This window comes from Rhizobium sp. WSM409, from assembly GCF_057653825.1.
The window spans coordinates 1,938,870-1,960,929 of sequence record NZ_CM172794.1 but is presented as its reverse complement, the minus strand read 5'-3'; the positions used below and the strand labels follow the sequence as shown (position 1 = coordinate 1,960,929).

General features: G+C 60.0%; 17 protein-coding genes. 13 read left to right on the top strand and 4 right to left on the bottom strand.

Annotated elements, in window-relative coordinates; translation table 11 throughout:
- Window positions 1-825, top strand: coding sequence for an MBL fold metallo-hydrolase (locus tag AC25BC_RS09890; protein WP_012757496.1), 825 nt, complete (start codon window positions 1-3; stop codon window positions 823-825).
- Here AC25BC_RS09890 and AC25BC_RS09885 read toward each other — a convergent pair.
- Window positions 815-1,441: a TerC family protein gene (locus AC25BC_RS09885; protein ID WP_012757495.1), complete on the bottom strand. Its 627-nt coding sequence runs from the start codon at window positions 1,439-1,441 to the stop codon at window positions 815-817. The two genes, AC25BC_RS09890 and AC25BC_RS09885, sit on opposite strands and share 11 nt — an antisense overlap.
- Window positions 1,442-1,701: 260 nt before the next feature.
- Between AC25BC_RS09885 and AC25BC_RS09880 the strand changes: the two genes are divergently transcribed.
- Both AC25BC_RS09880 and AC25BC_RS09875 read left to right on the top strand, forming a co-directional pair.
- Window positions 1,702-2,379, top strand: coding sequence for a hypothetical protein (locus AC25BC_RS09880; RefSeq protein ID WP_128439325.1), 678 nt, complete (start codon window positions 1,702-1,704; stop codon window positions 2,377-2,379).
- A 63-nt stretch (window positions 2,380-2,442) separates the two neighbouring features.
- On the top strand, window positions 2,443-2,820 hold the full coding sequence (locus tag AC25BC_RS09875; protein WP_012757493.1) for a hypothetical protein: 378 nt from the start codon (window positions 2,443-2,445) through the stop codon (window positions 2,818-2,820).
- 57 nt (window positions 2,821-2,877) lie between these two features.
- On the opposite strand, the gene AC25BC_RS09870 is transcribed toward AC25BC_RS09875, so the two are convergent.
- On the bottom strand, window positions 2,878-4,140 hold the full coding sequence (locus tag AC25BC_RS09870; RefSeq protein WP_012757492.1) for an MgtC/SapB family protein: 1,263 nt from the start codon (window positions 4,138-4,140) through the stop codon (window positions 2,878-2,880).
- Window positions 4,141-4,454: 314 nt separating this feature from the next.
- Here AC25BC_RS09870 and AC25BC_RS09865 point away from each other — a divergent pair, with 314 nt between their 5' ends.
- Window positions 4,455-5,276 carry a universal stress protein gene (locus AC25BC_RS09865; RefSeq protein ID WP_012757491.1) on the top strand — a complete coding sequence of 274 codons (822 nt, stop codon included), beginning with the start codon at window positions 4,455-4,457 and terminating at the stop codon, window positions 5,274-5,276.
- Between the two features lie 83 nt (window positions 5,277-5,359).
- Here AC25BC_RS09865 and AC25BC_RS09860 read toward each other — a convergent pair whose 3' ends face one another.
- Window positions 5,360-5,884 carry a PAS domain-containing protein gene (locus AC25BC_RS09860; RefSeq protein ID WP_012757490.1) on the bottom strand — a complete coding sequence of 175 codons (525 nt, stop codon included), beginning with the start codon at window positions 5,882-5,884 and terminating at the stop codon, window positions 5,360-5,362.
- A 298-nt stretch (window positions 5,885-6,182) separates the two neighbouring features.
- On the opposite strand from AC25BC_RS09860, the gene AC25BC_RS09855 reads away from it, so the two are divergent.
- The 5 genes from AC25BC_RS09855 (at window position 6,183) to AC25BC_RS09835 (ending at window position 10,543) form a co-directional block, all read left to right on the top strand.
- Window positions 6,183-6,962: a LamB/YcsF family protein gene (locus AC25BC_RS09855; RefSeq protein WP_012757488.1), complete on the top strand. Its 780-nt coding sequence runs from the start codon at window positions 6,183-6,185 to the stop codon at window positions 6,960-6,962.
- Between the two features lie 111 nt (window positions 6,963-7,073).
- Window positions 7,074-7,781 (top strand): 5-oxoprolinase subunit B family protein, encoded by a 708-nt coding sequence (locus AC25BC_RS09850; RefSeq protein WP_012757486.1) that lies wholly within the window; start codon window positions 7,074-7,076, stop codon window positions 7,779-7,781.
- Window positions 7,769-8,740, top strand: coding sequence for a 5-oxoprolinase subunit C family protein (locus AC25BC_RS09845; RefSeq protein ID WP_041935528.1), 972 nt, complete (start codon window positions 7,769-7,771; stop codon window positions 8,738-8,740). The genes AC25BC_RS09850 and AC25BC_RS09845 overlap by 13 nt, the downstream gene beginning before the upstream one ends.
- Before the next feature lie 96 nt (window positions 8,741-8,836).
- Window positions 8,837-9,529 carry a DUF599 domain-containing protein gene (locus AC25BC_RS09840; RefSeq protein WP_012757484.1) on the top strand — a complete coding sequence of 231 codons (693 nt, stop codon included), beginning with the start codon at window positions 8,837-8,839 and terminating at the stop codon, window positions 9,527-9,529.
- 105 nt (window positions 9,530-9,634) lie between these two features.
- Entirely contained in the window at window positions 9,635-10,543 is a 909-nt protein-coding gene (locus AC25BC_RS09835) for a LysR family transcriptional regulator (protein ID WP_012757483.1), read from the top strand.
- On the opposite strand, the gene AC25BC_RS09830 is transcribed toward AC25BC_RS09835, so the two are convergent.
- Complete coding sequence (locus AC25BC_RS09830; RefSeq protein WP_012757482.1) at window positions 10,532-11,479, bottom strand: alpha/beta fold hydrolase; 948 nt, start codon at window positions 11,477-11,479, stop codon at window positions 10,532-10,534. The genes AC25BC_RS09835 and AC25BC_RS09830 overlap by 12 nt on opposite strands.
- Window positions 11,480-11,782: 303 nt before the next feature.
- Here AC25BC_RS09830 and AC25BC_RS09825 point away from each other — a divergent pair, with 303 nt between their 5' ends.
- The 4 genes from AC25BC_RS09825 to AC25BC_RS09810 all read left to right on the top strand — a co-directional run bounded on the left by AC25BC_RS09825 (window position 11,783) and on the right by AC25BC_RS09810 (window position 21,774).
- A complete protein-coding gene (locus AC25BC_RS09825; protein WP_012757481.1) occupies window positions 11,783-12,226 on the top strand; it encodes a VOC family protein in 444 nt (147 codons plus the stop codon).
- A 70-nt stretch (window positions 12,227-12,296) separates the two neighbouring features.
- Window positions 12,297-13,604, top strand: coding sequence for an epoxide hydrolase family protein (locus AC25BC_RS09820; protein ID WP_128439289.1), 1,308 nt, complete (start codon window positions 12,297-12,299; stop codon window positions 13,602-13,604).
- Between the two features lie 139 nt (window positions 13,605-13,743).
- Window positions 13,744-15,894 (top strand): mechanosensitive ion channel family protein, encoded by a 2,151-nt coding sequence (locus AC25BC_RS09815; RefSeq protein ID WP_012757480.1) that lies wholly within the window; start codon window positions 13,744-13,746, stop codon window positions 15,892-15,894.
- Between the two features lie 318 nt (window positions 15,895-16,212).
- A complete protein-coding gene (locus AC25BC_RS09810) occupies window positions 16,213-21,774 on the top strand; it encodes a DUF3320 domain-containing protein (protein ID WP_128439288.1) in 5,562 nt (1,853 codons plus the stop codon).
- The last annotated feature ends 286 nt before the right edge of the window (window positions 21,775-22,060 follow it).

Below are 22,060 nucleotides of genomic sequence, written 5' to 3'. Positions count from 1 at the left end.
GTGCTCTACCGGCGGCGTTTCACCATTCTCGGCTGTTCGTCGTCACCGGGCGTGCCCCGCATCACCGGCGACTGGGGCGCCTGCAATCCCGACAATCCGAAGAACCGGCGCACGCGCGCCGCCTTCATGGTGCAGCAATTCGCACCCGATGGCGGTGTCACCACCGTCGTCATCGACACCGGGCCGGATTTTCGCGAGCAGATGATCAGGTCAGGGGCCGACCATGTCGATGCCGTGCTCTACAGCCATCCGCATGCCGATCATATTCATGGCATCGACGATCTGCGCGGCTATTTTCACAATACCCGCCGCCGGGTGCCGATCTTTGCCGACCAATTTACCATGGACAGGCTGCGGGAAGCCTTCGGCTACTGCCTGGCAACGCCGCCGGGCAGCAATTACCCGCCGATCGTGCTGCCGATCGTCATCGAAAACCTCGACGCGCCCTTGGAAATTCACGGTCCCGGAGGCACTATCGCTTTCCATCCCCATATCCAGCAGCATGGCGACATCCACTCGCTCGGCTTCCGGATCGGCGATGTGGCTTATTGCAGCGATATCAGCGATTTCCCGCCGCAGACCGTCGAGAAGCTTCAGAACCTCGACGTGCTGATCATCGACGCGCTGCAATATACCTACCATCCGAGCCATCTGTCGCTGGAACAGTCGCTCGACTGGATCGGCCGGCTGAAGCCGAAACAGGCGATCCTCACCCATATGCACACGCCGCTCGACTACGACGTGGTGATGGCCGAGACGCCGGACCATGTGGTGCCGGCGTATGACCAAATGAGTTTCGAGACCGAGGTCAGGCTTAAAGCTTGAACCCGCTCGCTTGCACGTAAGGCAGCACTTCGACGCTGCCGCGGTGGATCATGTCGAGCGAGACATAGAGGATGATCAGCAGACCGACATAGGCGATCCAACGATGGTTGGTGAGCAGGCGGGCGATCAGGTTTGCGGCGATACCCATCAGCGCGATCGACAGGGCAAGACCGATGACCAGTACGCTCGGATGCTCGCGCGCTGCACCGGCAACGGCGAGCACGTTGTCGAGCGACATCGAGACGTCGGCGATGACGATCTGGGTTGCCGCCTGGAAGAAGGTCTTTTTCGGCGCGCCTTCCGCGCCTGCCGCCTCGTGGTTCTCGCCATGGCCGGCGCGAAGCTCGCGCCACATCTTCCAGCAGACCCAGAGCAGCAGCAGGCCGCCGGCCAGCAGCAGCCCGACGATCGCCAGCAGATAGACCGCGACGCTGGCAAAGAGAATACGCAGAACTGTCGCGGCCACAATGCCGACGATGATCGCCTTGCGGCGTTGCGTGGCCTCGAGGCCGGCAGCGGCAAGACCGATAACCACGGCATTGTCGCCGGCGAGAACGAGGTCGATAGCGATGACCTGCAGCAAAGCCGTCAGACCGGCCGCGGTAAAGATGTCCATGTGAATTATCCCCAATGCATTAAAGCCGTGCTAGCGTCTCGAAGGTTTTCCGTCAACCGCTGAGGGATTTCGCGAGCGGCGCAATTTGCGACTCTGCGCGCCGAAATGGGCAGGCGGCAATGAAACAGCGGGCGATACGGCGGAGCATCGCCATTCCCTTGGAACATTCAACTCAGCCACCGGTTCTTCAAGTCAGGAAGCCAGACGCCCGGCCGAATTTCGTATTGGCGGCTGGATCTGCACATCGAGAGGAGAGTCCCATGGGCACCATTTACAACGATACCAACCCGGCCTTTTCAGGCCCGACAGGCGGCAGCAGCCTTGCCGCATTTTTCGATAACCGATCGGAGGCCGAATCCGCCGTCTCCCGTCTCGAGGACGCAGGCGTGCCGGTTGCGAGAATAAGGCTGATGCCCGGATATGAGGCGGATGGAAAAAATGCCGGCGCAACGAGCGAAGACCGCAGCGGCTTCTTCGACGCGCTGGCGGACTTCTTCTTCCCCGACGAGGATCGCGCGGTCTTTGCAGAAGGCCTGCGACGAGGCGGCTTCCTCGTCCAGGTCAATGATATTGATGACGCGCTCTACGAGACCGTCCACGATATTCTGGACGACGGGGGGAGCATCGACATGGATGAACGCGCTGATCTCTGGTCGTTGGAGGGCAGACAGCAAGGAGCATCCAATACCGTGTTTGTCGGATCGGCGCAGGGCGGCAAAGCCTCGGAAAACCTCGCCGTGTCCGAGCGCGCATTTGACGATGCGCGCCCGGTGGCAATGCGGGACACCGCGCATGGAAGCGCCAAGGTGCGTGCCTATACCTTCCCCGAGCCTGGCACCACGTCATCGGACGAAACCAATCGCCAATCTCAAGACCAGTCCCAAACCCAATCGCAAGGTGGATCTCACCAGAGCCAGGGTTTCCGGCGCGACCATTGAAATCATGAGGCCCGGCCGCAACGCCGGGCCTCATCTCTCGCTCACCTATTCGAGGATACGTCGATGCAATCATCCATCAACCGCCACGGCCTTGCGCCTGACCCCGACGAACTGATCGCGGAAGGCGATCCACCCTTCGCCGACGCCGCTGAGCAAACTGCGCGTGAAAAGGCCGACGAGAGCCTGAACGCCCTGCAACATGAGGTCAGGCTGCTGAATGCCCGCATCGGCGCGCTGCGCGAGGATGCCGAAGCGGCGCTCAAAGCCAAAGCCACATCGGTCGATGCAAGTGCCCATGTCCAGCTCGGCGAATATCCTTGGCTGAAACTTACCGCGGCGATCGGCGCAACCTTCATTGCAGCCAGGCTGGTTCGGCGTCTTTCACTCGGGGCCATGCTTGCGGGATTTGCCGGTCATTTCTCCGAGGCGAGACCGCGGTGACGATAGTTGATGGTGACTGCTTGATGCGGACGAATATCGTTCCAGACACCGATGCGCTCATGCCAAAACCAAGCCGGCAATTCCGGCCAAGGTCGCGACACCGCCTGCGATCGCAAAACGAACCGTATAAGCGATGCTCCCCGTACTTGCTGCAAGAACGGCTTTCGCAAGAAGATTGGCGAAAGCGGCGACCGCTATGGCTCGAGCGGCCGCGTCTGCAGGCACCTGGACGGATGACAGTTTCGCAACAGCAAGCGTTATCGCATCGAGATCGCCCAGTCCTGTGATAAATGCAAGGGCGATCAGCGACTGAGTTCCAAAGCCGATCAAGGTCATTCGCGTCAGGACTGTCACGACGGCGAGAAGGAGTGCGAAGCGCAGCACGACCATCACCTCGAGCGGGTTTCGGGGTGAAAAATCGGTGTTGTCATCCGGGCGTTGCAGCAATGCGGCAAAGCCGCCTGCTATGGCGAGGGTGGCAGCAGCCGGAGCGAGTGATGGAGCAAGCTCCCTGAAAACTGCCGGTGCTATGACGCCGCAAATCAAAAGCACGCGGGCGAGAGAAACGGCTCCCGCCAGCATTGCTCCCGCTGAGAGGAGTGGCGAGAGGCCAGGCATCTGCTTCGACTGACGGGCGAAGGAAAGCGTCAAGGCCGTCGAGGAAACGATGCCGCCGCTGGCCCCCGTCAGCAGTATTCCGGCGCGGGCGCCGCTCAGCCTGATGAGGATATAACCGGCAAAGGAAACGGCTCCCACCAGGATTGTCATCATCCAAAGCTCGAAAGGATTGATTGTCTGCCAAGTATCAATCGGCCTATTGGGAAGGATAGGGAGGATGACGATGGTCATCGTCAAAAGGATCAGAGCGGCCCTGAGTTCAAGCCAGGTCAAACGGCGAAGAAATCCATGCAACGGCTCCCGCGCTGCAAGAAGGGCCGTTATGGCCACAGCGCTTGCGGCCGTTACCGTCATATCCGCCACGACCGCGCCAAAGCCCAACGCAAAAACCGCCAGGGCCGCAATGGTGCCGGTGGCGCTGTAATCCTCTTCTTGTGCCGCCTGCATGAGGCTGAAGAGGAGAACGGTGATGCAAAAGAATATAAAGATGGCTGTCGGCAGAATCGGCCCTGTCAGAGGCTGCAGAAAACCGCAGAAGCCGCCGAGGAAACTTGACAGGCCATAGGTGCGGATACCGGCTACTCTTTTGCCCGGAGCAGCCTCACGATCCTGCCAGCCGCGCTCAATACCGACAAGAATGCCGATGGCAAGCGCCAGACTGAGGCGCTGGAATGCTTCTGTCGTCACCAATGATGTCATCATCCGATGGGTCCAGGCGCGCCGGCCGTTTCATCGAAGGCAGCTGCGCCGTATATGCCATTGCTGTTCATCCGCAAGCTGCTGCCCGGCGGCGTCCGGACGGGTCTGCTCCGCGAAGTGCTGATATTCAATCGCTGATCGCACTTCATCGCTTAGCATAGATCTTTGCCGCTTCGCCCTATGAATTCCGCTTCCTTCCTCATGAGGACGTTCAATATCACGCTCGCGCTTTCGCGGTGGAACGACCTTGATCTTCATCAAGGCGCGGGAGACACCTTTACGCTATGATACCTCCAACCATTAGGAGGACTTCAGCCATGAAAGCGCAATTCCATTTACCGCTGGCCACCTATCCAGACGCAAGCTCCTTCTCGCTCCTTCAGAATGCTGTCGATGTTTCCCTTCACCAACAGGCCGGTTTAACGGCAAGTATACCGCAGATCAGGATCGAACCCGTTCAGCCGCGATTTCCATCACTCCTTGACATAGACAAAATGCGCGTGGAGGCGGAGCGCTTGAGTAGAGACAATGGTACGGTTCTCGGGCAGACGCTCCGTGATTATGCGAAAAAAGCCGAGGTCGAGCTCGAAATCCAGCCATTCGATGTGAGGCAGCCGTTTGTCGCACAAACTCTTGCCGAGCTCTCGCGCGCATATGATCTTTCCATTTTGGAAGCATCTGAACTGATGAGGCCGTTGATCGAGAGCGTGCTGTTTGAAAGCGGTCGACCGCTCCTGCTTTTCCCCCCAGATAATTTCAGCGGCCGGATCGATGCTGTCGCCGTCGCCTGGGATGGAGGAGCCACTGTCGCGCGAACACTGGCGGGTTCCAGATTCTTGCTGGAACATGTTTCGCGTATCGTCCTGATTTCCATCACCGATGATAAGCAGATTGACGAGCGCAGCCGAGATCACCTTGCGGCTGCGCTTCGGAAGGCTGGTCTTGCCGTCGATGTCGCAGCCGTGCAAGCGAAGGGAGACTCACCGGCCAGCGTCATTCAAGGCGCAGCCCTGGAACGCAAGGCAGACTTGCTCGTCGCCGGCGCGTTCGGTCATTCGAGGCTGCGCGAATTCATCTTGGGAGGGGTCACACGATCGCTGTTGACCCGCCTCGAAATGCCCACTGTCCTTTGCCACTAACTGCAGTGCGCGCGGCGCATTGCCGATAGCAGCAATATCGCCATCATCGAAAGTCTGATGCACAATCAACGCTTTGGAAGGAATCAATGAACCTGCGCGACGTCTGAAGGCATCGGCTTGGCAAGCTCTTTGAGAATCGCTTCAAGCGCATCGGCCGTCGTCTGCAGACCGGATGACCGCGCAATTTTCAGTGCCGCATTGCAGTGAGCGGACAATTCGTCTTTCTCCCCGTGATCATTCGTCGGAAATACGATGCCCGCATATTGCGACGGGTTTCCGGCTTCATCCCTGAAGCAGCGGCCCAAGGCCGCCACGGCGACTATTTGCCCGCTTCGATCAAATACCCGATAATCACAGCGATACGGATTTCCGGTGATCACCGATTGTGAAATCGCCTTGGCGACAGATGGCTTGTCGTCCGGATGAATCCGGTCGAGGTATCTTATGACCGGCAGCCCCGTGAGAGTCTCTTCGGGATCAAGCCCAAAGAGGTTTGCCAGCGCCGAATCCGCATAAACCTTGTCGGTCGCCAGCTCCCAGGTGAAAATGCCCGGCTCGTCGGTAAAGGAAAATTCGGACGTTCCCAAAGCTCTGTTGACAAGACTCATTTCGTATCCCCGGTCTGCACGCCAATGCCGCCGGGTGGCTAGGTCCCCCGGTTCTTGAGAGAAACCGACGCGCTCGATCAATGACAGGGCGGTCGACCATTCATTCCCGATCTTAGCCGCGTTTCCATCCGACGCAACTGCAAGGACATTTGGAGCCGAGACCGCCAAACATGCTCGTGGCGCGCGGCCAGCAGCGTCGTTTTCTTGACGCGCACGGCGAAGGTGTGCTCCACCTCGGCTTCGACGTTCCAGCATGCGACGAAGCTGACAAGACCAGCGCGAAGGGTTGACGGAAATCATGACGAAAATCGATCTCAATTCTGATCTGGGGGAGGCGTTTGGACCTTGGCGCATGGGCGATGACAAGGCGATCCTTGACGTCGTCACCAGTGCGAACATCGCATGTGGCGGGCATGCCGGGGATCCAGCGACCATGGTGGAGACGCTTGCCCTCGCAAGCGAGCGGGGTGTCGTCGCCGGAGCCCATCCGGGCTTTGCAGATCGCGAGGGTTTCGGACGACGGCTGATCCCCTTGAGCATCCGGGAAGTGGAGCAGCTTGTCGCAACGCAGACAGGGGCGCTGATGGGAGCTGCAGCCCTGGCGGGCGCCCGCGTCCGTTACATCAAACCGCACGGCGCACTCGCCAATTGGGCGGCCGACGAACGGCCGGTCGCCGACGCCATCATCCGCGCAACCCGAGCGGTCTCGCCGGAACTTGCCATACTGGCGATCTCCGGGACAGAGCTGCAGCATGCGGCCCGCGATGCCGGGATGACCGTCTTTAGCGAGATTTTTGCCGACCGCGGCTACCTATCCACGGGTCGGCTCGTTCCGCGCAACTTGCCGGGAGCGATGATCGATGATCCCGCAAAGGCGGCAGCGAGATTGATCGGATACCTGTCCAGCGGCCTCATGCCGACGGTCGACGGCGTTCCGATCCCTCTTAATGCGCACTCGATTTGCGTTCATGGGGACAGCCCAGGAGCACTTGCCATGGCTGTCCACGTACGCCGGGAATTGCAGAAGGCAGGCATCGAGGTGGCACCATTCCTCCAACCGACACAGGAAAACAGGTGATGGCCAAAGGCAACCTCGTCGCCCAGGTTACCGTTACCGATCCGGACGCCTATGGGACCTGCGCGCCGGCCGCAGATGCGGACTTCATTCTGATCGAAGGCGCCGACTGACGTGTCACAGGACCCCTCCGCATCGTCCGGCAGCGTTCCGAACTACCGCCCGGTGGGCGGGCACGCGTTGCTCGTCGAATTTGGCGCGACCATCGATAAGCGGATCCACGATCAGGTCGTCAAGTTGGATGCCGCCTTGAAGGCGGCACCCTTTGAAGGATTCGTCGAAGCTGTCCCGGCCTATGCCAGCATTCTCGTATGCTTCGATCCGCTTATGGCCGATCACCGGACGACGGAGGTGGCCATTGCCGAGCTTCTGGGGGCCGAGGTTCCAGAGACGATTGGAGCGATGCGCGAAGTCGAAGTTTGCTACGATCCTGATCTTGCGCCCGATCTTGCCTCCATCGCCGAGGCAAGCGGATTATCGCCGGAAGACGTTATATCCGCCCATCTCTCCGGCGACTACAGCGTCTTCATGTACGGCTTCGCTCCGGGATACGCTTACCTTGCAGGCGTGCCCAAAGCCATTCAGCAGCCGAGGAAGCCGGCGCCTATTCGCGGCATCGCCGCCGGAAGCGTGCTAATCGCCGGTCCGCAGTGCCTGGTCAGCACGCTCACCATGCCGACCGGCTGGTGGATCATCGGCCGCTCGCCGACGAAGATCCTCGATGCCGCGTCCAACGACCGTCCGTTCCTTTTCGACGTCGGCGACACGGTGCGTTTCCGCCGCATATCGAGGACCGAATTCGACGCGAGGTGCCTTGCATGAGCCAAGCCGTCCTTGCAATCAACTTCGCGGGTCCTCACGTCGCGGTCCAGGACGGAGGACGCCACGGATTGATGCGTTACGGCGTTCCGGCCTCTGGTCCGATGGATAGGATCTCGTTTGCCGCCGCTAACGTCGCCGTCGGCAATCCTGCCGGTCAGCCCGCAATCGAAGTCTCCATGGGCGGCCTGGTTCTCGACTGCCTGTCGGGAGACGTTACGTTTGCCGTCGCCGGAGGAGGCTTCATCGTAGAGCATGCCGGCGACAAGCGCGGCGCATGGATGGTCGCCACGCTGAGGGCCGGGGAGCGGCTGGCAATCCGTCCGGGACACTGGGGAAGCTGGACATATCTGGCCTTCGTCGGTCATATCGAGGCGAAGACCTGGCTAGGCAGCATGTCGACGCACAGTCTCTCCGGTCTCGGCGGCGGGCGCCTTACGGCCGGTCAGATGGTCACCGTCGCCGATCCGGAAGTGCGGGATGATCGACATGGTCCGATCACATGTCCAGTCATCGCAAGACCGCGATCCGAGCTGCGTGTGGTGATCGGTCCACAGGATCGGTTCTTCTCGAAAGAAACCCTGTCGAATTTCCTTTCGTCGCCTTTCCGCCTGAGTGACGCCTACGACCGCATGGGCGTACGCCTACAAGGTCCGTCGCTTGCGCCAAGCGTTGCGCTGGACATGCCGTCGGAAGCGATCGTGCGGGGCTCGGTGCAGGTGGCCGGAGACGGTGTTCCCACCATTCTGCTGGCCGACCACCAGACGACCGGAGGGTATCCCAAGATCGCCACGGTGGTGGATTCGGATCTGGACGCCTTCGTCCAGCTACGCCCCCGCGACCATGTCGGCTTCCTGGCCGTGACGCCGCAGCAGGCGATCGAGCACATCCGGCTTCGGGCTGCGACTATGTCCCGTTACCTCGCGGCGGTCTGCGACGGACCATGGAACGTCCGAACATAGGCCTGTCGATCCGAAGGGGAGGGCGGCGATAGACGCTTGGAGCTGCCGTGAGCCCGAAGTACTGTTCAGAAAATCCAGATTCAGTTCGGGGGCACCATGGATTTTCTGAACGTCGCAGCGATCGTTTTCTTCCTTCTCGTCTGGGTGGCGGTCGAGCCTTTGATGGCAGCGGGATGGCCGAGAAGGAACGATAGCCTTTCCGTCGATATGGTGCGCATTCGCACAGCCTGGATGCGCGAGGTTCTGACGCGTGACAACAACTTCATTGGCGACGCCGCGATCCTCGGGCACACGATCAATTCGGCATCCTTCTTCGGCTCCGCCAATCTCATCGTCATCGTCGGGCTCAGCGGCGCGCTGTTCATGGAGCCGAACTATGGGTCGGGTGGCGGGCTGATCGCAATGTTTGCGGCTCGGGACCCAGCGTGGTTTTTCCAGTGCAAAGTCCTCCTGATCATGGCGACGCTGCTGCGGGGATTATCCGATTTCATCTGGGCGGTCCGGCAGATCAACTACTGTCTGGCGGCGATTGGGGCCAGCCCATCCCGGGATGAAGACAGGGACATCGCCGGTTGGACGAACGCCCTGACCCTGGTTTTGAACCCTGCACTTCGATCGTTCAGCGTCGGTGTCCGATCTTACTACTTCACCTTTGCAGCGGCCTTCTGGTTTCTCGGGCCAATTCCCTTCGCTGTTGCCACCATCCTCAGCGTCGGCATTTTGATCTGGCGTCAATCCTGGTCGGATGCTGCAAAAGGGATCATGGCCATACGGAAGCTGCTTGACTAGTGCCGAGCCTGAAGCTGTGCTGAAGCGGAAATTTGTCTGAGACCGGTGTGGCAGCCGCGGCGCTCGAACAATAAAACAGAAGTGGTATCTTACTGGCGGTGTCCGATGGATCGTCTCGAAGCAATGCGCATATTGCTGGCGGTCGTCGACGCCGGAAGCATCTCGGCCGGCAGCAGGAAGCTCAACGCGCCATTGCCCAGCGTCAGCCGTAAGGTGGCGGAACTTGAACGACATCTTGGGGCGAACCTCATCGTCCGCACCAGCCGCAATCTTCAGCTCACCGACGCCGGGCGTGACTATGTCGACGCCGCACGAAAGATCATGGCGGATCTTGAGGAGGCCGAGCGAAGGGCGTCCGGGGAATACCAAACGCCCAGAGGCGTGCTGACGATCACGATGCCGATCGAATACGGCAGCCGCTACGTCCTGCCCGTTGCGCTGAGCTTTATGGACAAATATCCCGAGGTATCGCTGAACCTTCTGTCGCTCGACCGCACGGTCGATCTCGTGTCCGAGCAGGTGGATATCGCGATCCGTCTCGGCGAGCTCGCCGACAGCGCCCTCCATGCCGTCAAGATTGGTGAATTCCGCCTACTGACCTGCGCGAGCCCCGCCTATCTCCAGCGGCATGGCACACCCGAGCGTCCCGGCGATCTCATCGATCGAGACGGGATCATCTTCAACAAGCGAACATTCTTCTGGACGTTTGATGTCGACGGCACGCCGATGGAGGCGGTGCCCCGCAACCGGCTGGAGGTGAATACCGCGGCGAACTGTGTTGCGGCGGCCGTCGGCGGGGCGGGGATTGCGCGGCTATTCGACTATCAGGTTCCTGACGAGCTGGCGTCCGGCACGCTCGTTCCCATCCTCAGCGATTTCGACGGCCCACCCAAACCCATTCATATCGCCTACGCGCGCCAGGGGCTTCTCGCGTTGAAGGTACGGGCTTTCGTCGACTGGGCATTGCCACGACTGCGGAAAGTCAGCAAAAATAATCGAACATTATCTGAATGATGTACGGATTTCTTCAACCGTTTGTTTCGAAGTCTGAAGATGCGGAAAGTGGCCGATGCCTGGCAGGACGTCGAGTTGTGCACCGATCTTGCCAGCGAACTCGATGCCCATCTCGCTGCTGATATAGATGTCCTTCTCGCCCCAGATCACCTTCACGGGCGTCTTCAGCCGGGTGAGGTTGGCCTCGAGATAGTGCTGATCGCGGGTGAAATTCGCGTAGTAATGAGCGAAGGCATCCGCTGAAGTCATCCCGTCAAGGCTCCACGAACGGGTCATGTCCTGCTGGATGTCGATCGGCAGATCGAATTGTTCAGCGGGTGAGAGGCCGCGCCTGTGCACGTTCTCGAGGATCTCGTCGCTCGTCGTGTTCATGTAGGCACGGGTCGGCGAAGCGGTCGGCTCGGCTTTGAGGTTCTGCAGGTTCTCCCACATGTATTGCGGCCGATCGAACGGCGCGAAGTCTCCGACGATGATCTGCCTGGCGATCGTCGGCTCGTCGAGAGCAAGCAGCAGGACGGGCAGGGCACCGATGTCAGTCGCGTAGATCAAGAGGTTCGACCGATCGATGCCTGCCCGTTCGATATAGGCCTTCAACACCTGGGCGTACGCCCTCGGCGCATAGGAAAACCGTCCCGAAGCCGGGCGCGACGACTGCCCGTAGCCCGGCCAATCGAAGGCATGGACGTCGTAGTCGAGAGCAAGCGTTGTCGCGATGTCCTTCCACACCGTCAGTGTTTCCGGAAATCCATGCAGGAAAAGCACGGTACCTTTTGGAGAGGCGGTGCGGACAACCATCCTCCTCAGCGTCAGGATCTCATTGATCTCGATGAAGCCGACGGCGTCGCGCGCGGCTTGCGTAAAAGCGAAGGCTTCAGGCGTGTGGGAAGACGGAGTTGTCGCGACTGAGGCAGCATTTACGGTTTTGTCCCTAGACATAGGATGTCCTTTCTGAACGACGATCAGCCAAAGCCCAAAGAGCCGGCTGTCTCCACAAATAATTGGGCACGGCGTCAGCTCGCGGTAGCCGGAGAAAGCGAGAGGAACCCTCTCGACGGCGGCAGCGCTGCAACCCGCTGCCCAAGGCTGACATCTGAACGAGAGGGTGCCTCTCACTTTCCCGAGGTGCCGGCCGGCCGTCGACCCGCCCAAATATTCACCAGCCGCCGATTTGAGACAGCTCGTTGGCGTTTGCGTGCGGAAGGCAGAGCGTCGGCCGCGACAATATAAGGAAGAACTGATATGAACGACATTACCCAAAGCAGACAGCTGGCAGCCGACCCCGACAAGGTCCGCAGCCTCCCTGGCCACGCCACTGTCGGCACGAATGATCTGGATGCCGCGTCGGTATTCTACGACAGACTTCTGGCCGTGTTCGGGATCGGACGAGTCCTCGTCCAGCCTAACCGAGCCATCTACTACGGTCATCGCACGCTCGAATTCGGCATCATCAAGCCGTTCGATGGCCGCCCTGCCACCGTCGGCAACGGTGGAATGGTTGCTTTCGAAGCTCCGTCCCGTTCAAAGGTCGACGAAGCCCATGCAACGGCATTGGCAGGGGGCGGCTCGGACGAAGGGGCTCCTGGTCCGCGTGGCGAGAACGGTGCGGGTCCTTACTGCGCATATTTTCGCGATCCGGAAGGCAACAAGTTTCTGATCTTTCGTTCCGGCGCCGACGCTGCCTGACGTTTTCGGCATTGAAGCGGGGCAGGGCCATCGTTTTCCCCTCCTCGATATCACGAAAGGACACGGCATCATGGCAATGCTGAACGTTTTGAAACACCGCGACGTATCGCGCCGCTCGCTGCTGTCAGGCTTTGCCGCGGCCGGCATAACCGCTGTTCTCCTTCCGCGCGCGTCCGACGCCGCTGATGTCGTTGTCGCGTCCGAGGAGATCCGACCGTTCAAGGTTGATGTCTCCGAGGCGGCGCTTACAGACCTCAGGCGGCGTCTTGCCGCGACCCGGTGGCCCGACGGCGAAACCGTCATGGATCGCTCGCAGGGGGTGCAGCCCGACAGGCTGAAGGAACTGGTGCGCTGCTGGCAGTCGTCCTACGACTGGCGGAAGGCGGAGAGCAGATTGAACACATTTCCGCAGTTTCTCACCACTGTCGACGGACTGGACATCCATTTCATCCATGTCCGTTCCCGTCATGAAAACGCGCTGCCGCTGATCATGACCCACGGTTGGCCAGGTTCGGTCTTCGAGCTGCTTAATGTCATCGGGCCGCTCACGGATCCGACGGCGCATGGCGGCACGGCTGAGGATGCCTTCCATCTGGTGATCCCTTCGATTCCAGGATTCGGCTTCTCCGGCAAACCACCAGCAACAGGTTGGAACCCCCAGCGGATAGCGGCTGCCTGGGACGTGCTGATGAAGCGACTGAACTATGACCGCTATGTCTCGCAAGGCGGCGACTGGGGCGCGATCATCAGCGACGCCTTGGGTCGCCAGGCGCCGGATGGGCTGCTCGCAATCCACGTCAACAGGGTCGAACGCGCCACGACGTTTCCAGCGGACGCAGCGCAGGCTCTCAAAAATGGAGGGCCAGCTCCCGATAGCTTGTTTCAGGATGAGAAGGTCGTCTTCGACGAGGCTCGGGACTTCCTCAACAACGGCTTCGGCTACGCAGCGATCATGAGCACACGGCCGGAGACGATCGGTTACGGCATTTCGGATTCTCCAGTCGGCCTCGCCGCCTGGCTTTACGACAAGATCGCCGACTGGGTGTATACACGCGGCGATCCCGAACAGGCTCTTGGCGAGGATGCGATCCTCGACAACATCACGCTGTACTGGCTGACGAATACCGGCCCCTCCAGCGGTCGGATCTATTGGGAAAACGTCATGTCGGGCGCCAAGCTTACGGCCGTCAAAGTCCCGGTCGCCGTCACAGTGTTCCCCGGCGAGGTCTACAAGCCGCCAAGGCATTGGCTGTCGAAAGCCTATCCGACGCTCATCTACTACAATCGCGCTTCCAAGGGTGGTCACTTTGCCGCCTGGGAGGAGCCAGAACTCTTCAGTCAGGAGATCAGGGAGGCCTTCAGAAGCTTGCGGTCTTAAAGCCGTCCGGCCCTTGGTTCGCAGTCTGCGTCCGCCAGACGGGTTCGTCGATTGACGTTGGTCGTGCAACGCTTCACAAAGTCCGAAGTTTCGACCAACCCAGCAAAAGCGACGACACCGTCGCGGGGACCACGGCTATATGCGCATCAACGACGACCGTCATCCCCGCCGAGGAGTGTGCGCATTCCTGACGGTGGTATTTTCAACGCTTCTGCTGGCGAGTGCAAACCCCGCATCGGCGGCTGAGCCGACCAATTCCTCGGCGCCGATCCGGGTTATTATCGAATTGCCGAATGATGATTCCGGACGAGCGCTGGTTAATCGGATCGTTCCGGGCAATCAGGAACCGGCGCAGCCGGTAGCAGTCTCGCAAGAGGCGGCACCGACGTCGATTGCAACGTCACTACAGGATTTGCGCCAGAGGTTGCTCACACTCGTCGGTGCCGTTCCGACCCTTCCCGGGCAGATCCAGTCGGCGATCCGGGTCTTCCAAACGGATGATCGTATCGAACCGGTCGGCCTGATCTTGGCGGTCATACTCTTCGTCGCAGGCGGGTTCGTTGCGCAGCGCCTTGCCTGGTGGTCAGGGCGAGGGCTGCTCCATTTCGTGCTGAACGCGCCTGCCGACACAGTCCGGCAGCGGATCAGGCTCCACGCCGCCCGGCTTTCAATGGGTCTTCTGGCGTTGGTCGGTTACCTGATCGGAAGTCTCGGCGCGTTTATCCTCTTTCCATGGCCTGCCGTGTTTCGCGATATCGCCCTCATCCTGCTATCAGCGGCGCTCATGGTGCGCCTTGGCGTGCTCGTGGGCCGTATTGTCATCGCACCAGGCGCCCGCCTGCCGCATATGCGGCTTCTGACGTTGGTCACCTCACTTGCCTGGTTCTGGTACTACTGGCTCCTCGGAATCGTCGCTGTGCTGGCGGCTGGCTGGGCCGCTATTGAAGTGATCGGGACGATCGGGGCTTCACCCATCTTGGTCGACCTCTTTACCGCAGCATGGCTCGGTGTCGTTTCAATCGCTCTGATCGTTATGATCTGGCTGCGGCACTTTCGTTCCGACGGGCCGCCGGTGAGCCGGCTGGTCTGTGTCGGCTTCAGCGCGAGCATCATAGTATCGTGGCTGTTATGGGTGTCCGGGCTCCACGGGGCATTCTGGACGGTGGTCATCATTACGCTTCTGCCTCTTACCGTTGCGGTGGCTCGTGATATCATTCGGCGCATTATTCAATCCGGGGAGGGGCAGGCGGTCGAGGATCCGGCCATCGTCGGATGGTCTGTTGTCATCATGCAAACGCTGCGGAACGGCCTCATCGTGGTCGCCGCGCTGCTCATTGCCCGCGCGTGGAATGTCAATCTCAGTGATCTCGCCGCAGCCGAAACGGTGACCACGCGTTTGATCCGCGCAGGAATCCGCATCGTTATCGTGCTGCTGGTGACCGACGTTATCTGGAAGCTCGCAAGCACGTTGATCGACAGTCAGATGGCGGTGGCGTCGCGAAGCGTGCAGGCGGGGCATCAGGAGGGACCCGACGCACGCCGGCGTCAGCGGTTGAATACCCTCCTTCCCATTCTTCGCAATGTGCTGTTTCTGGCGATCGGCGCTGTCGGCTTCCTGATGATCCTGGATGCCGTTGGCATTCAGATCGGACCGCTGCTGGCGGGCGCCGGGGTCGTCGGCATAGCCGTCGGCTTCGGTGCCCAAACACTCGTCAAGGACATCATCTCCGGCGTCTTTTATCTGTTCGACGATGCCTTTCGCATCGGCGAATACATCCAGGCGGCGAAATATAAGGGGACGGTCGAAGGTTTCTCGCTGCGATCGATCCGCTTGCGCCATCACCGCGGCCCGGTCACCATCGTTCCCTTCGGCGAACTCGGCGCGGTGCAAAACCTCAGCCGTGACTGGGTCATCGACATCATTACGCTCACCCTGAACTATGACAGCGACCTCGAGGAGGTCCGCAAGACCATCAAGCGCATCGGCGTTGAGCTTCTGGAGGATGCCGAACTCGGGCCTAACATCATCGAGCCCTTGAAAATGCAAGGGATCGAGCAGATGGCCGATTATGGTGTGCAGATACGGCTGAAGTTTATGACCAAACCCGGCGAACAGTTCGGCGTTCGCCGAAAGGCCCTTGCCATGCTCAAGAAGACATTCGCGGAAAAAGGCATCCAGTTTGCAACGCCGACCGTTCATGTTTCCGGCGGTCCCGCCGATGCAGCGGCAACCGCCGCCGCCTCGGAGCTGCAAAGACCATCGAAAGTCATCTCGACACTTGAGGAATAGCCGCGGCGAGCCCCACGTGCTTGCTTTCCATCAAATCCCGTCAAAGCAACACATAGGTCTGGTCTCAAACTTCCGAGAGCGGCCTCCTGGCGGCTCGCCGCATCAGCGGTTCCGCCCATACTGCGCGCCGCCAGCGCCAGCAGGGAGCGTCCGGGAGTCCATTCCAATGTCGTTCGCCGCCCGAACATTGCTGCCAACCGGCGGCACCGGCCGCACGAATCGCTCTCCGGGAAGAGCCAACTGACCTAACATGACTACACGTCCTGCTAGACTGATTGATCGATTTACTGCATCTAAAGGTTAGCAGGGAGCGAGAATATGATCGACATGGCAGACGGCGCATCTGAGCAGAATGAAACGTCCATCTTTCAAAGTAATCTGTCCGTAGAAGCCAAGATCGAAAAGGCCAGAACCGAACTACTTGACCTTTCTGCGCGCAACCGCCTTTTGAACGTTCCCCGCTTTTCGAAAAGTGCGAAAACCATCGACGTTGTCGACGAGAAGTCGTCCGAAGTGTTTCGGATCCTTGTGACCGATGGAAGGACCATGACTTTCCTGGCGGGGGCGAAGGGGCGGGAATCCAAGGATGACGGCGACGGTGACGAACTGATCGAACTCGCGCTCCCGGACGATGATGAGCGCGACGGCGACGGTCGGCTTGTCCGTCATGGCGACACCAAGCTCCAGACCCGCATGACGCCAAATGCTCTCCAGAAGCGTCTGCTGGACCTTTACTTCGATGCCCGGACATTAGAGGAAGAGCAGGGGGTGAATATCCTGTTCCTCGGGCTGGGCACTCTGAAGTGGATCGATCCCAACAATGCGGAGAACGTCCGCTACGCACCGCTCATCCTCGTGCCGGTGTCGTTGGAGCGTGGCAGCGCAGCCGAGCGCTTCAAGCTTCGAGCGCGCCAGGAGGACCTCGCTTCAAACCTCTCCCTCGAGGCCTTTCTCGACCGTGTCCATCAGATCTCAATGCCGGCGTTCGAGGCGAGCGACGACTTCACATTCGAGGACTACGCCGCGAAGGTGGCGGCGTGCATCTCGATGAAGCCAAACTGGTCCGTCCAACCCGACGACATCGTGCTCGGTTTCTTCAGCTTCGCCAAATTCCTCATGTACAGAGACCTTGATCCCACGCTCTGGCCTAAGGATGCCAAGTTCACCGAGCTGCCACTCATCATCGGTTTGGTTTCCGATGGCTTCGAGGGCGGCGAACAGCTGCTTGGCGAGGACGTCAAGATCGACGAGCACATTTCGCCTTCCGAGATGACGCATATCGTCGATGCCGACAGTTCGCAGACGGCCGCGATCCACGAAGTCAGGCGAGGGAGGGACCTCGTCATTCAAGGCCCGCCGGGCACGGGAAAATCCCAGACAATCGCCAACATTATCGCGTCGGCGGTCGCCGACGGCAAGACGGTGCTGTTCGTAGCCGAAAAGATGGCGGCGCTCGAGGTCGTGAAACGACGCCTTGACCAGGCGAGCGTCGGTGAAGCCTGCCTCGAACTCCATAGTAACAAGGCGAACAAGCGCGCCGTCCTCGCAGAGCTGCAGCATACTTGGGAGCTCGGCACGCCCAAAGGGGAATCCGGCAGTGCGCTCGACCAGCGCCTCACGGACGCACGCGATTTACTTAACGCCCATCCGGCACGCATTCACCGCGTGTATCAACCCTACTCGCTTTCCCCGTTCCAAGTCATGGGACACCTTGCAAGGCTGCGTCGCGAGGGCATGGCTCCATCGGATATCGATCTGCCGGTTGCTGCGGACTGGACGCCGGAGGTGCGCGAGCGGGCGAAGGCGCTGCTGACGGAACTTGCTGAACGCATCGAGGACATCGGCCTGCCAAAGCACCATCCGTGGTACGGCGTCGGGCTTACCGGAGTTACCCCGCTCGATCTTGAACGTCTGACGACGAGATTGAAAACGGCGGCCACGGAACTGGCTGAATTGCGCAGCCAGATGGATGACGTATCGCAGACGCTCGAACTATCATCGCCTCACTCGCTGGCAAACTTTATGGACATCGCGTCGACCGCGGAAAGGGTCGCCTCGTGTCCTTCGGAGATATCTTCGGAGGCATTGGCAAACGACGCATGGGCGACCGAACTGGATCGGGTACGCGATCTTGTCGTTGGCGGCGCCGAATTCTCGACATACGCGGCCGAAGTCGCGGCCCGCATGACGCCGTCCGCATGGGAATCTGATCCGGAGCCGATTGCCACGCAATTCGTCCGTCTTTCTGCAGACTTCTCACAAAGCGGGTTTGCCACGATCGAACAGCTTGCGTCTGTGCTGCCGCGCTTCCTGGCGGGCGCGGGCGCGTTGCGTACCCTGCTCGGCGTCAATGCTTCTCCGACCTTGGCATCGATTGATCGGCTCATCGTCATCGGACAGCGCGTAGCCGAAGCCCCGGACGCGAGCCCCGACGCCTTCGTTGCCGCCATCTGGGAACGAGGCCTTGACCAGGCCTCCGATCTCGCTGAGGCCGTGGGAGACTTTCGGCGTATTCGTGCCGAGCTTGAAGGCAAGATCTCTGAGCAGGCCTGGGATATCGACCTTATGCAGGTGCGGGCAGCGGTCGCCGTCCATGGCAAGCGTCTCTTCAGGTTCATGAGCGGTGAGTGGCGCAAGGCAAAGGCGCTTCTGCGCAGCGTGATGCCCAACGAGACTTCGCCCGACGAAACTGTTCGAATCCTTGATCTTCTCCAGAAGGGCAAGAGCGCCCGCGCTGCGATCAAGGACGGCGACAGCCTCGGCAGATCTGCTTTCGGAGCGGACTGGCGCGGAGAAAAGTCGGACCCGAAGCCGCTTGAAAACCTCGTACTTTGGATGCGAAGCCTGCGCGGTGTCGGTGTCGAAGCACGGTTGATAGCCGGCCGTCTCTCCGACAGGACGTCGGTAGCGGGCCGTTGTGAGCAGGTGAGGGCGCTGCTGGACGAGTCGCGACGTCTTCTGCTCAGTCTATGGAAGGATCTTGGTGAGAAGGCGTCAGTTTTGTTTTCGGACGCTCCAGGCCCAGATGGCGTCTCGCTTACACAGACATCGCAATTCGCCCGCGAAATCGCCGATGCCCACAAGGTCTTCCTGACGCTGGTCCGCTCTGTTCCGGAAACCAACGCACACCGTCTTGCGCTATTGAAGCTGCTCGCATTGGCGCGCGGCCTGAAATCCACGCTGGAGCGGCTGGACTCCCTCGGCCGGGCTTCCTTCGGTCCGCTTTGGAAGGGGACGGAGTCGGACTGGTCGCTGCTGTCTCGCACGACTGAGTGGATTTCACACAACTCCGACATCCGCCTGCTAAGCTCGCGCGTATCCGACCGCCCCGCGGTGGCTGTGAAAGCTCGCGATGCATTGGCGAGAGGAGCGATCCTTCAACACGATCTCCAAGCTTTGCTCGGCTTCCTGAAGGCGGATGTGTCGATTGTGTTCGGCGCGCACGAAATCGGACAGACGGAGCTTGCGACGGTCGCGCAAAAGCTCGCGAAATGGGTCGAGACCGAGGAGCACCTATCCAAATGGGCCGCCTATCGCGGAAGAGCGGAAGACGCTGCGAACGCCGGCGTCGGTCTTGTTGTTGAACGCCTCGAAGATGGGCGGGTGAAGCCGGATGACGTCGTGCCATATGTGGAGATGGCGATCTACGAAGGGATCCTCAGACATCAGCATTCCGCCGACCCCGAATTATCTCGTTTCGACGGCGAGGTGCACGGGCGACTCGTGAACGAATTCGCGACATTGGACCGGAGCAGAATGGCGCTATCCCGTCTTGAGGTCGTCCGCGCTCACCACAAACGAATTCCTGCCGTCAGTGGGATCGGTCCTGTCGGAGTCCTTAGGGGAGAGATGGCGCGCCGTCGCGGTCACATGCCGATCCGCCAGCTCATGCAGCGCGCGTCCGTAGCGATACAGGCCCTTAAGCCAGTCTTCATGATGAGCCCGCTTTCCATAGCACAGTTCCTGCCGCCCGGTCTTCTGCAGTTCGATCTCCTCGTCATGGACGAAGCCAGTCAAATTCAGCCGGTAGACGCGTTGGGAGCGGTAGCCCGCGCTAAACAGGTGGTCGTGGTTGGGGACGAGCGTCAGTTGCCGCCGACCCGTTTCTTCTCGAAAATGACCTCCAGCACGTCGGATGACGACGACGCCCAGGACGGCGCTCAGGTGTCAGATATTGAAAGTATCCTGGGACTCTTTTCCGCCCGAGGCCTTCCGGAAAAGATGCTCCGATGGCACTACCGAAGCCGCCATCAGTCTCTGATCGCGGTCTCAAACAGCCAGTTCTATGATAACAAGCTCTTCATTGTACCGAGTCCTTATACGGCCGAGGCGGGCATGGGCCTCCGCTTTCAGCATGTGCCTGGCGGCGTCTTCGAGGATGGCGTCAACAAGGTAGAGGCTAAGGTCGTCGCCGAAGCGATCATACGGCATGCGCTTCAATCGCCGAGCCTGTCGCTCGGCGTCGCGGCATTCTCCATCAAGCAGCGTCGAGAGATCCAGGACCAGTTGGAACTGCTGCGACGCCTCAACCCAGAAACCGAGGAGTTCTTCCACTCGCATCCGAGCGAGCCTTTCTTCATCAAGAACCTTGAAAACGTTCAGGGCGACGAGCGCGACGTCATCCTCATTTCCGTCGCCTATGCCAAGGGGCCAAGTGGCGCGCCAATGAGCATGCGCTTCGGGCCGTTGGGAGCCGAGGGAGGCGAACGTCGTCTCAATGTTCTTATCAGCCGCGCGAAGCGGCGCTGCGAGGTATACGCTTCGATCACCGACGAGGACATCGATCTCGAACGTGGAAAAGGCAAAGGCGTCTTCGCATTCAAACTGTTTCTCCATTACGCTCGGACGGGCAGGCTTTCGATGACCCAGCGCACCGACCGTGGGATGGACAGCGTCTTTGAAGAACAGGTCATGGCTGCGCTTAAGGAGAGGGGCTATCAGGTCCATCCGCAGGTTGGAATCGCCGGGTTCTTCATAGATCTGGCGGTGGCCGACGAGCAGATACCGGGCAGATATATTCTGGGGATCGAATGCGACGGCGCCGCATACCATGACTCGCGTTCGGCTCGTGACCGAGACCGGCTTCGACAGGCGGTCCTCGAGGATCATGGCTGGAATATCTATCGCATCTGGAGTGCAGACTGGTTCCAAAGGCCCAAAGCGGAACTTGAACGCCTCGTTGCCGCCATCGAGCGGGCCAAGGCCGACGTCAGGTCGGGAACAGAGGAACACCTGTCGAGGCGAGCGGTACCGGTCGAGGTCGTCACTATCGAACGTGCGGACGTTACAGAGATTGGTCTGCAGCCGGTTATCGTCGACGAAATTTCGAGCGCAACCTTGTATCAGGAGGCCGTGCTGCGACCGAATATCGTAGGCGAACTTCACGAAGCGCCGATCGGCGTGGTGATCGCGCTGGTAAAGCAAACGGTCGGAGCAGAAGGACCAGTGCATCAGGACGAGGTCGTCACCCGCATCAGGTCGGCCTGGGGTCTTCAGCGGGCGGGAAACCGGATCGATGCCCATGTCGGCGCGGCGATCACGATCGCCCAGAATTCTCAGGAGATCGTGCGCGACGGAGAGTTTCTGCTTTGGCCGGACAAGGACATCACGCTCAGAGATCGTAGCGGCGTCACGTCTCTCAGCCTGCGTCGGATCGAAATGCTGCCGCCGATGGAAATTGACGAAGGGCTTATCACAGTCATCAGAACGAGCCTCGGGGCCACCGTAGATCAGGCGGTGAATGCGGTCGCGCGCGGGCTTGGGTTCAAGTCAACGAGTAGTCAGTTAAAGGAACTGGTGGAGTCCCGGATTGTGCTCTTGCAAGAGAAGGGTTCCTTGATCGATTTCGGAGGCATGCTGACTGTTCTCAATCAAACCTGATGTGTGTAATGCCGAATTGGACGCGCAGCCTCAGGCAAGACATCTCGACAATTGTACATCGGGAAATCTCGAATTCATACTCTACCGAAGTCGTAACTTCGCCATCGAACACATTGATATCTAAATCGTAATGCCAATCGGCGATAGCCGCATCTTCGGCGGTCTGAGAGGCTATTTCATTAGGCTGCATGTTCCATAATCTATCTTATGCGATACATGTATGTAGCCGGGGTGGGTTCAAGGATGAAGTGCGACTTGCAATAGATAACAACGGTTTATCCCTGCA

Excerpts from the sequence above, each read along its gene's own strand:
- AC25BC_RS09885 (WP_012757495.1), bottom strand. The coding sequence starts at position 1,441 with ATGGACATCTTTACCGCGGCCGGTCTGACGGCTTTGCTGCAGGTCATC.
- AC25BC_RS09880 (WP_128439325.1), top strand. The coding sequence starts at position 1,702 with ATGGGCACCATTTACAACGATACCAACCCGGCCTTTTCAGGCCCGACA.
- AC25BC_RS09875 (WP_012757493.1), top strand. The coding sequence starts at position 2,443 with ATGCAATCATCCATCAACCGCCACGGCCTTGCGCCTGACCCCGACGAA.
- AC25BC_RS09870 (WP_012757492.1), bottom strand. The coding sequence starts at position 4,140 with ATGATGACATCATTGGTGACGACAGAAGCATTCCAGCGCCTCAGTCTG.
- AC25BC_RS09865 (WP_012757491.1), top strand. The coding sequence starts at position 4,455 with ATGAAAGCGCAATTCCATTTACCGCTGGCCACCTATCCAGACGCAAGC.
- AC25BC_RS09860 (WP_012757490.1), bottom strand. The coding sequence starts at position 5,884 with ATGAGTCTTGTCAACAGAGCTTTGGGAACGTCCGAATTTTCCTTTACC.
- AC25BC_RS09855 (WP_012757488.1), top strand. The coding sequence starts at position 6,183 with ATGACGAAAATCGATCTCAATTCTGATCTGGGGGAGGCGTTTGGACCT.
- AC25BC_RS09840 (WP_012757484.1), top strand. The coding sequence starts at position 8,837 with ATGGATTTTCTGAACGTCGCAGCGATCGTTTTCTTCCTTCTCGTCTGG.
- AC25BC_RS09835 (WP_012757483.1), top strand. The coding sequence starts at position 9,635 with ATGGATCGTCTCGAAGCAATGCGCATATTGCTGGCGGTCGTCGACGCC.
- AC25BC_RS09830 (WP_012757482.1), bottom strand. The coding sequence starts at position 11,479 with ATGTCTAGGGACAAAACCGTAAATGCTGCCTCAGTCGCGACAACTCCG.
- AC25BC_RS09825 (WP_012757481.1), top strand. The coding sequence starts at position 11,783 with ATGAACGACATTACCCAAAGCAGACAGCTGGCAGCCGACCCCGACAAG.
- AC25BC_RS09820 (WP_128439289.1), top strand. The coding sequence starts at position 12,297 with ATGGCAATGCTGAACGTTTTGAAACACCGCGACGTATCGCGCCGCTCG.
- AC25BC_RS09815 (WP_012757480.1), top strand. The coding sequence starts at position 13,744 with ATGCGCATCAACGACGACCGTCATCCCCGCCGAGGAGTGTGCGCATTC.
- AC25BC_RS09810 (WP_128439288.1), top strand. The coding sequence starts at position 16,213 with ATGATCGACATGGCAGACGGCGCATCTGAGCAGAATGAAACGTCCATC.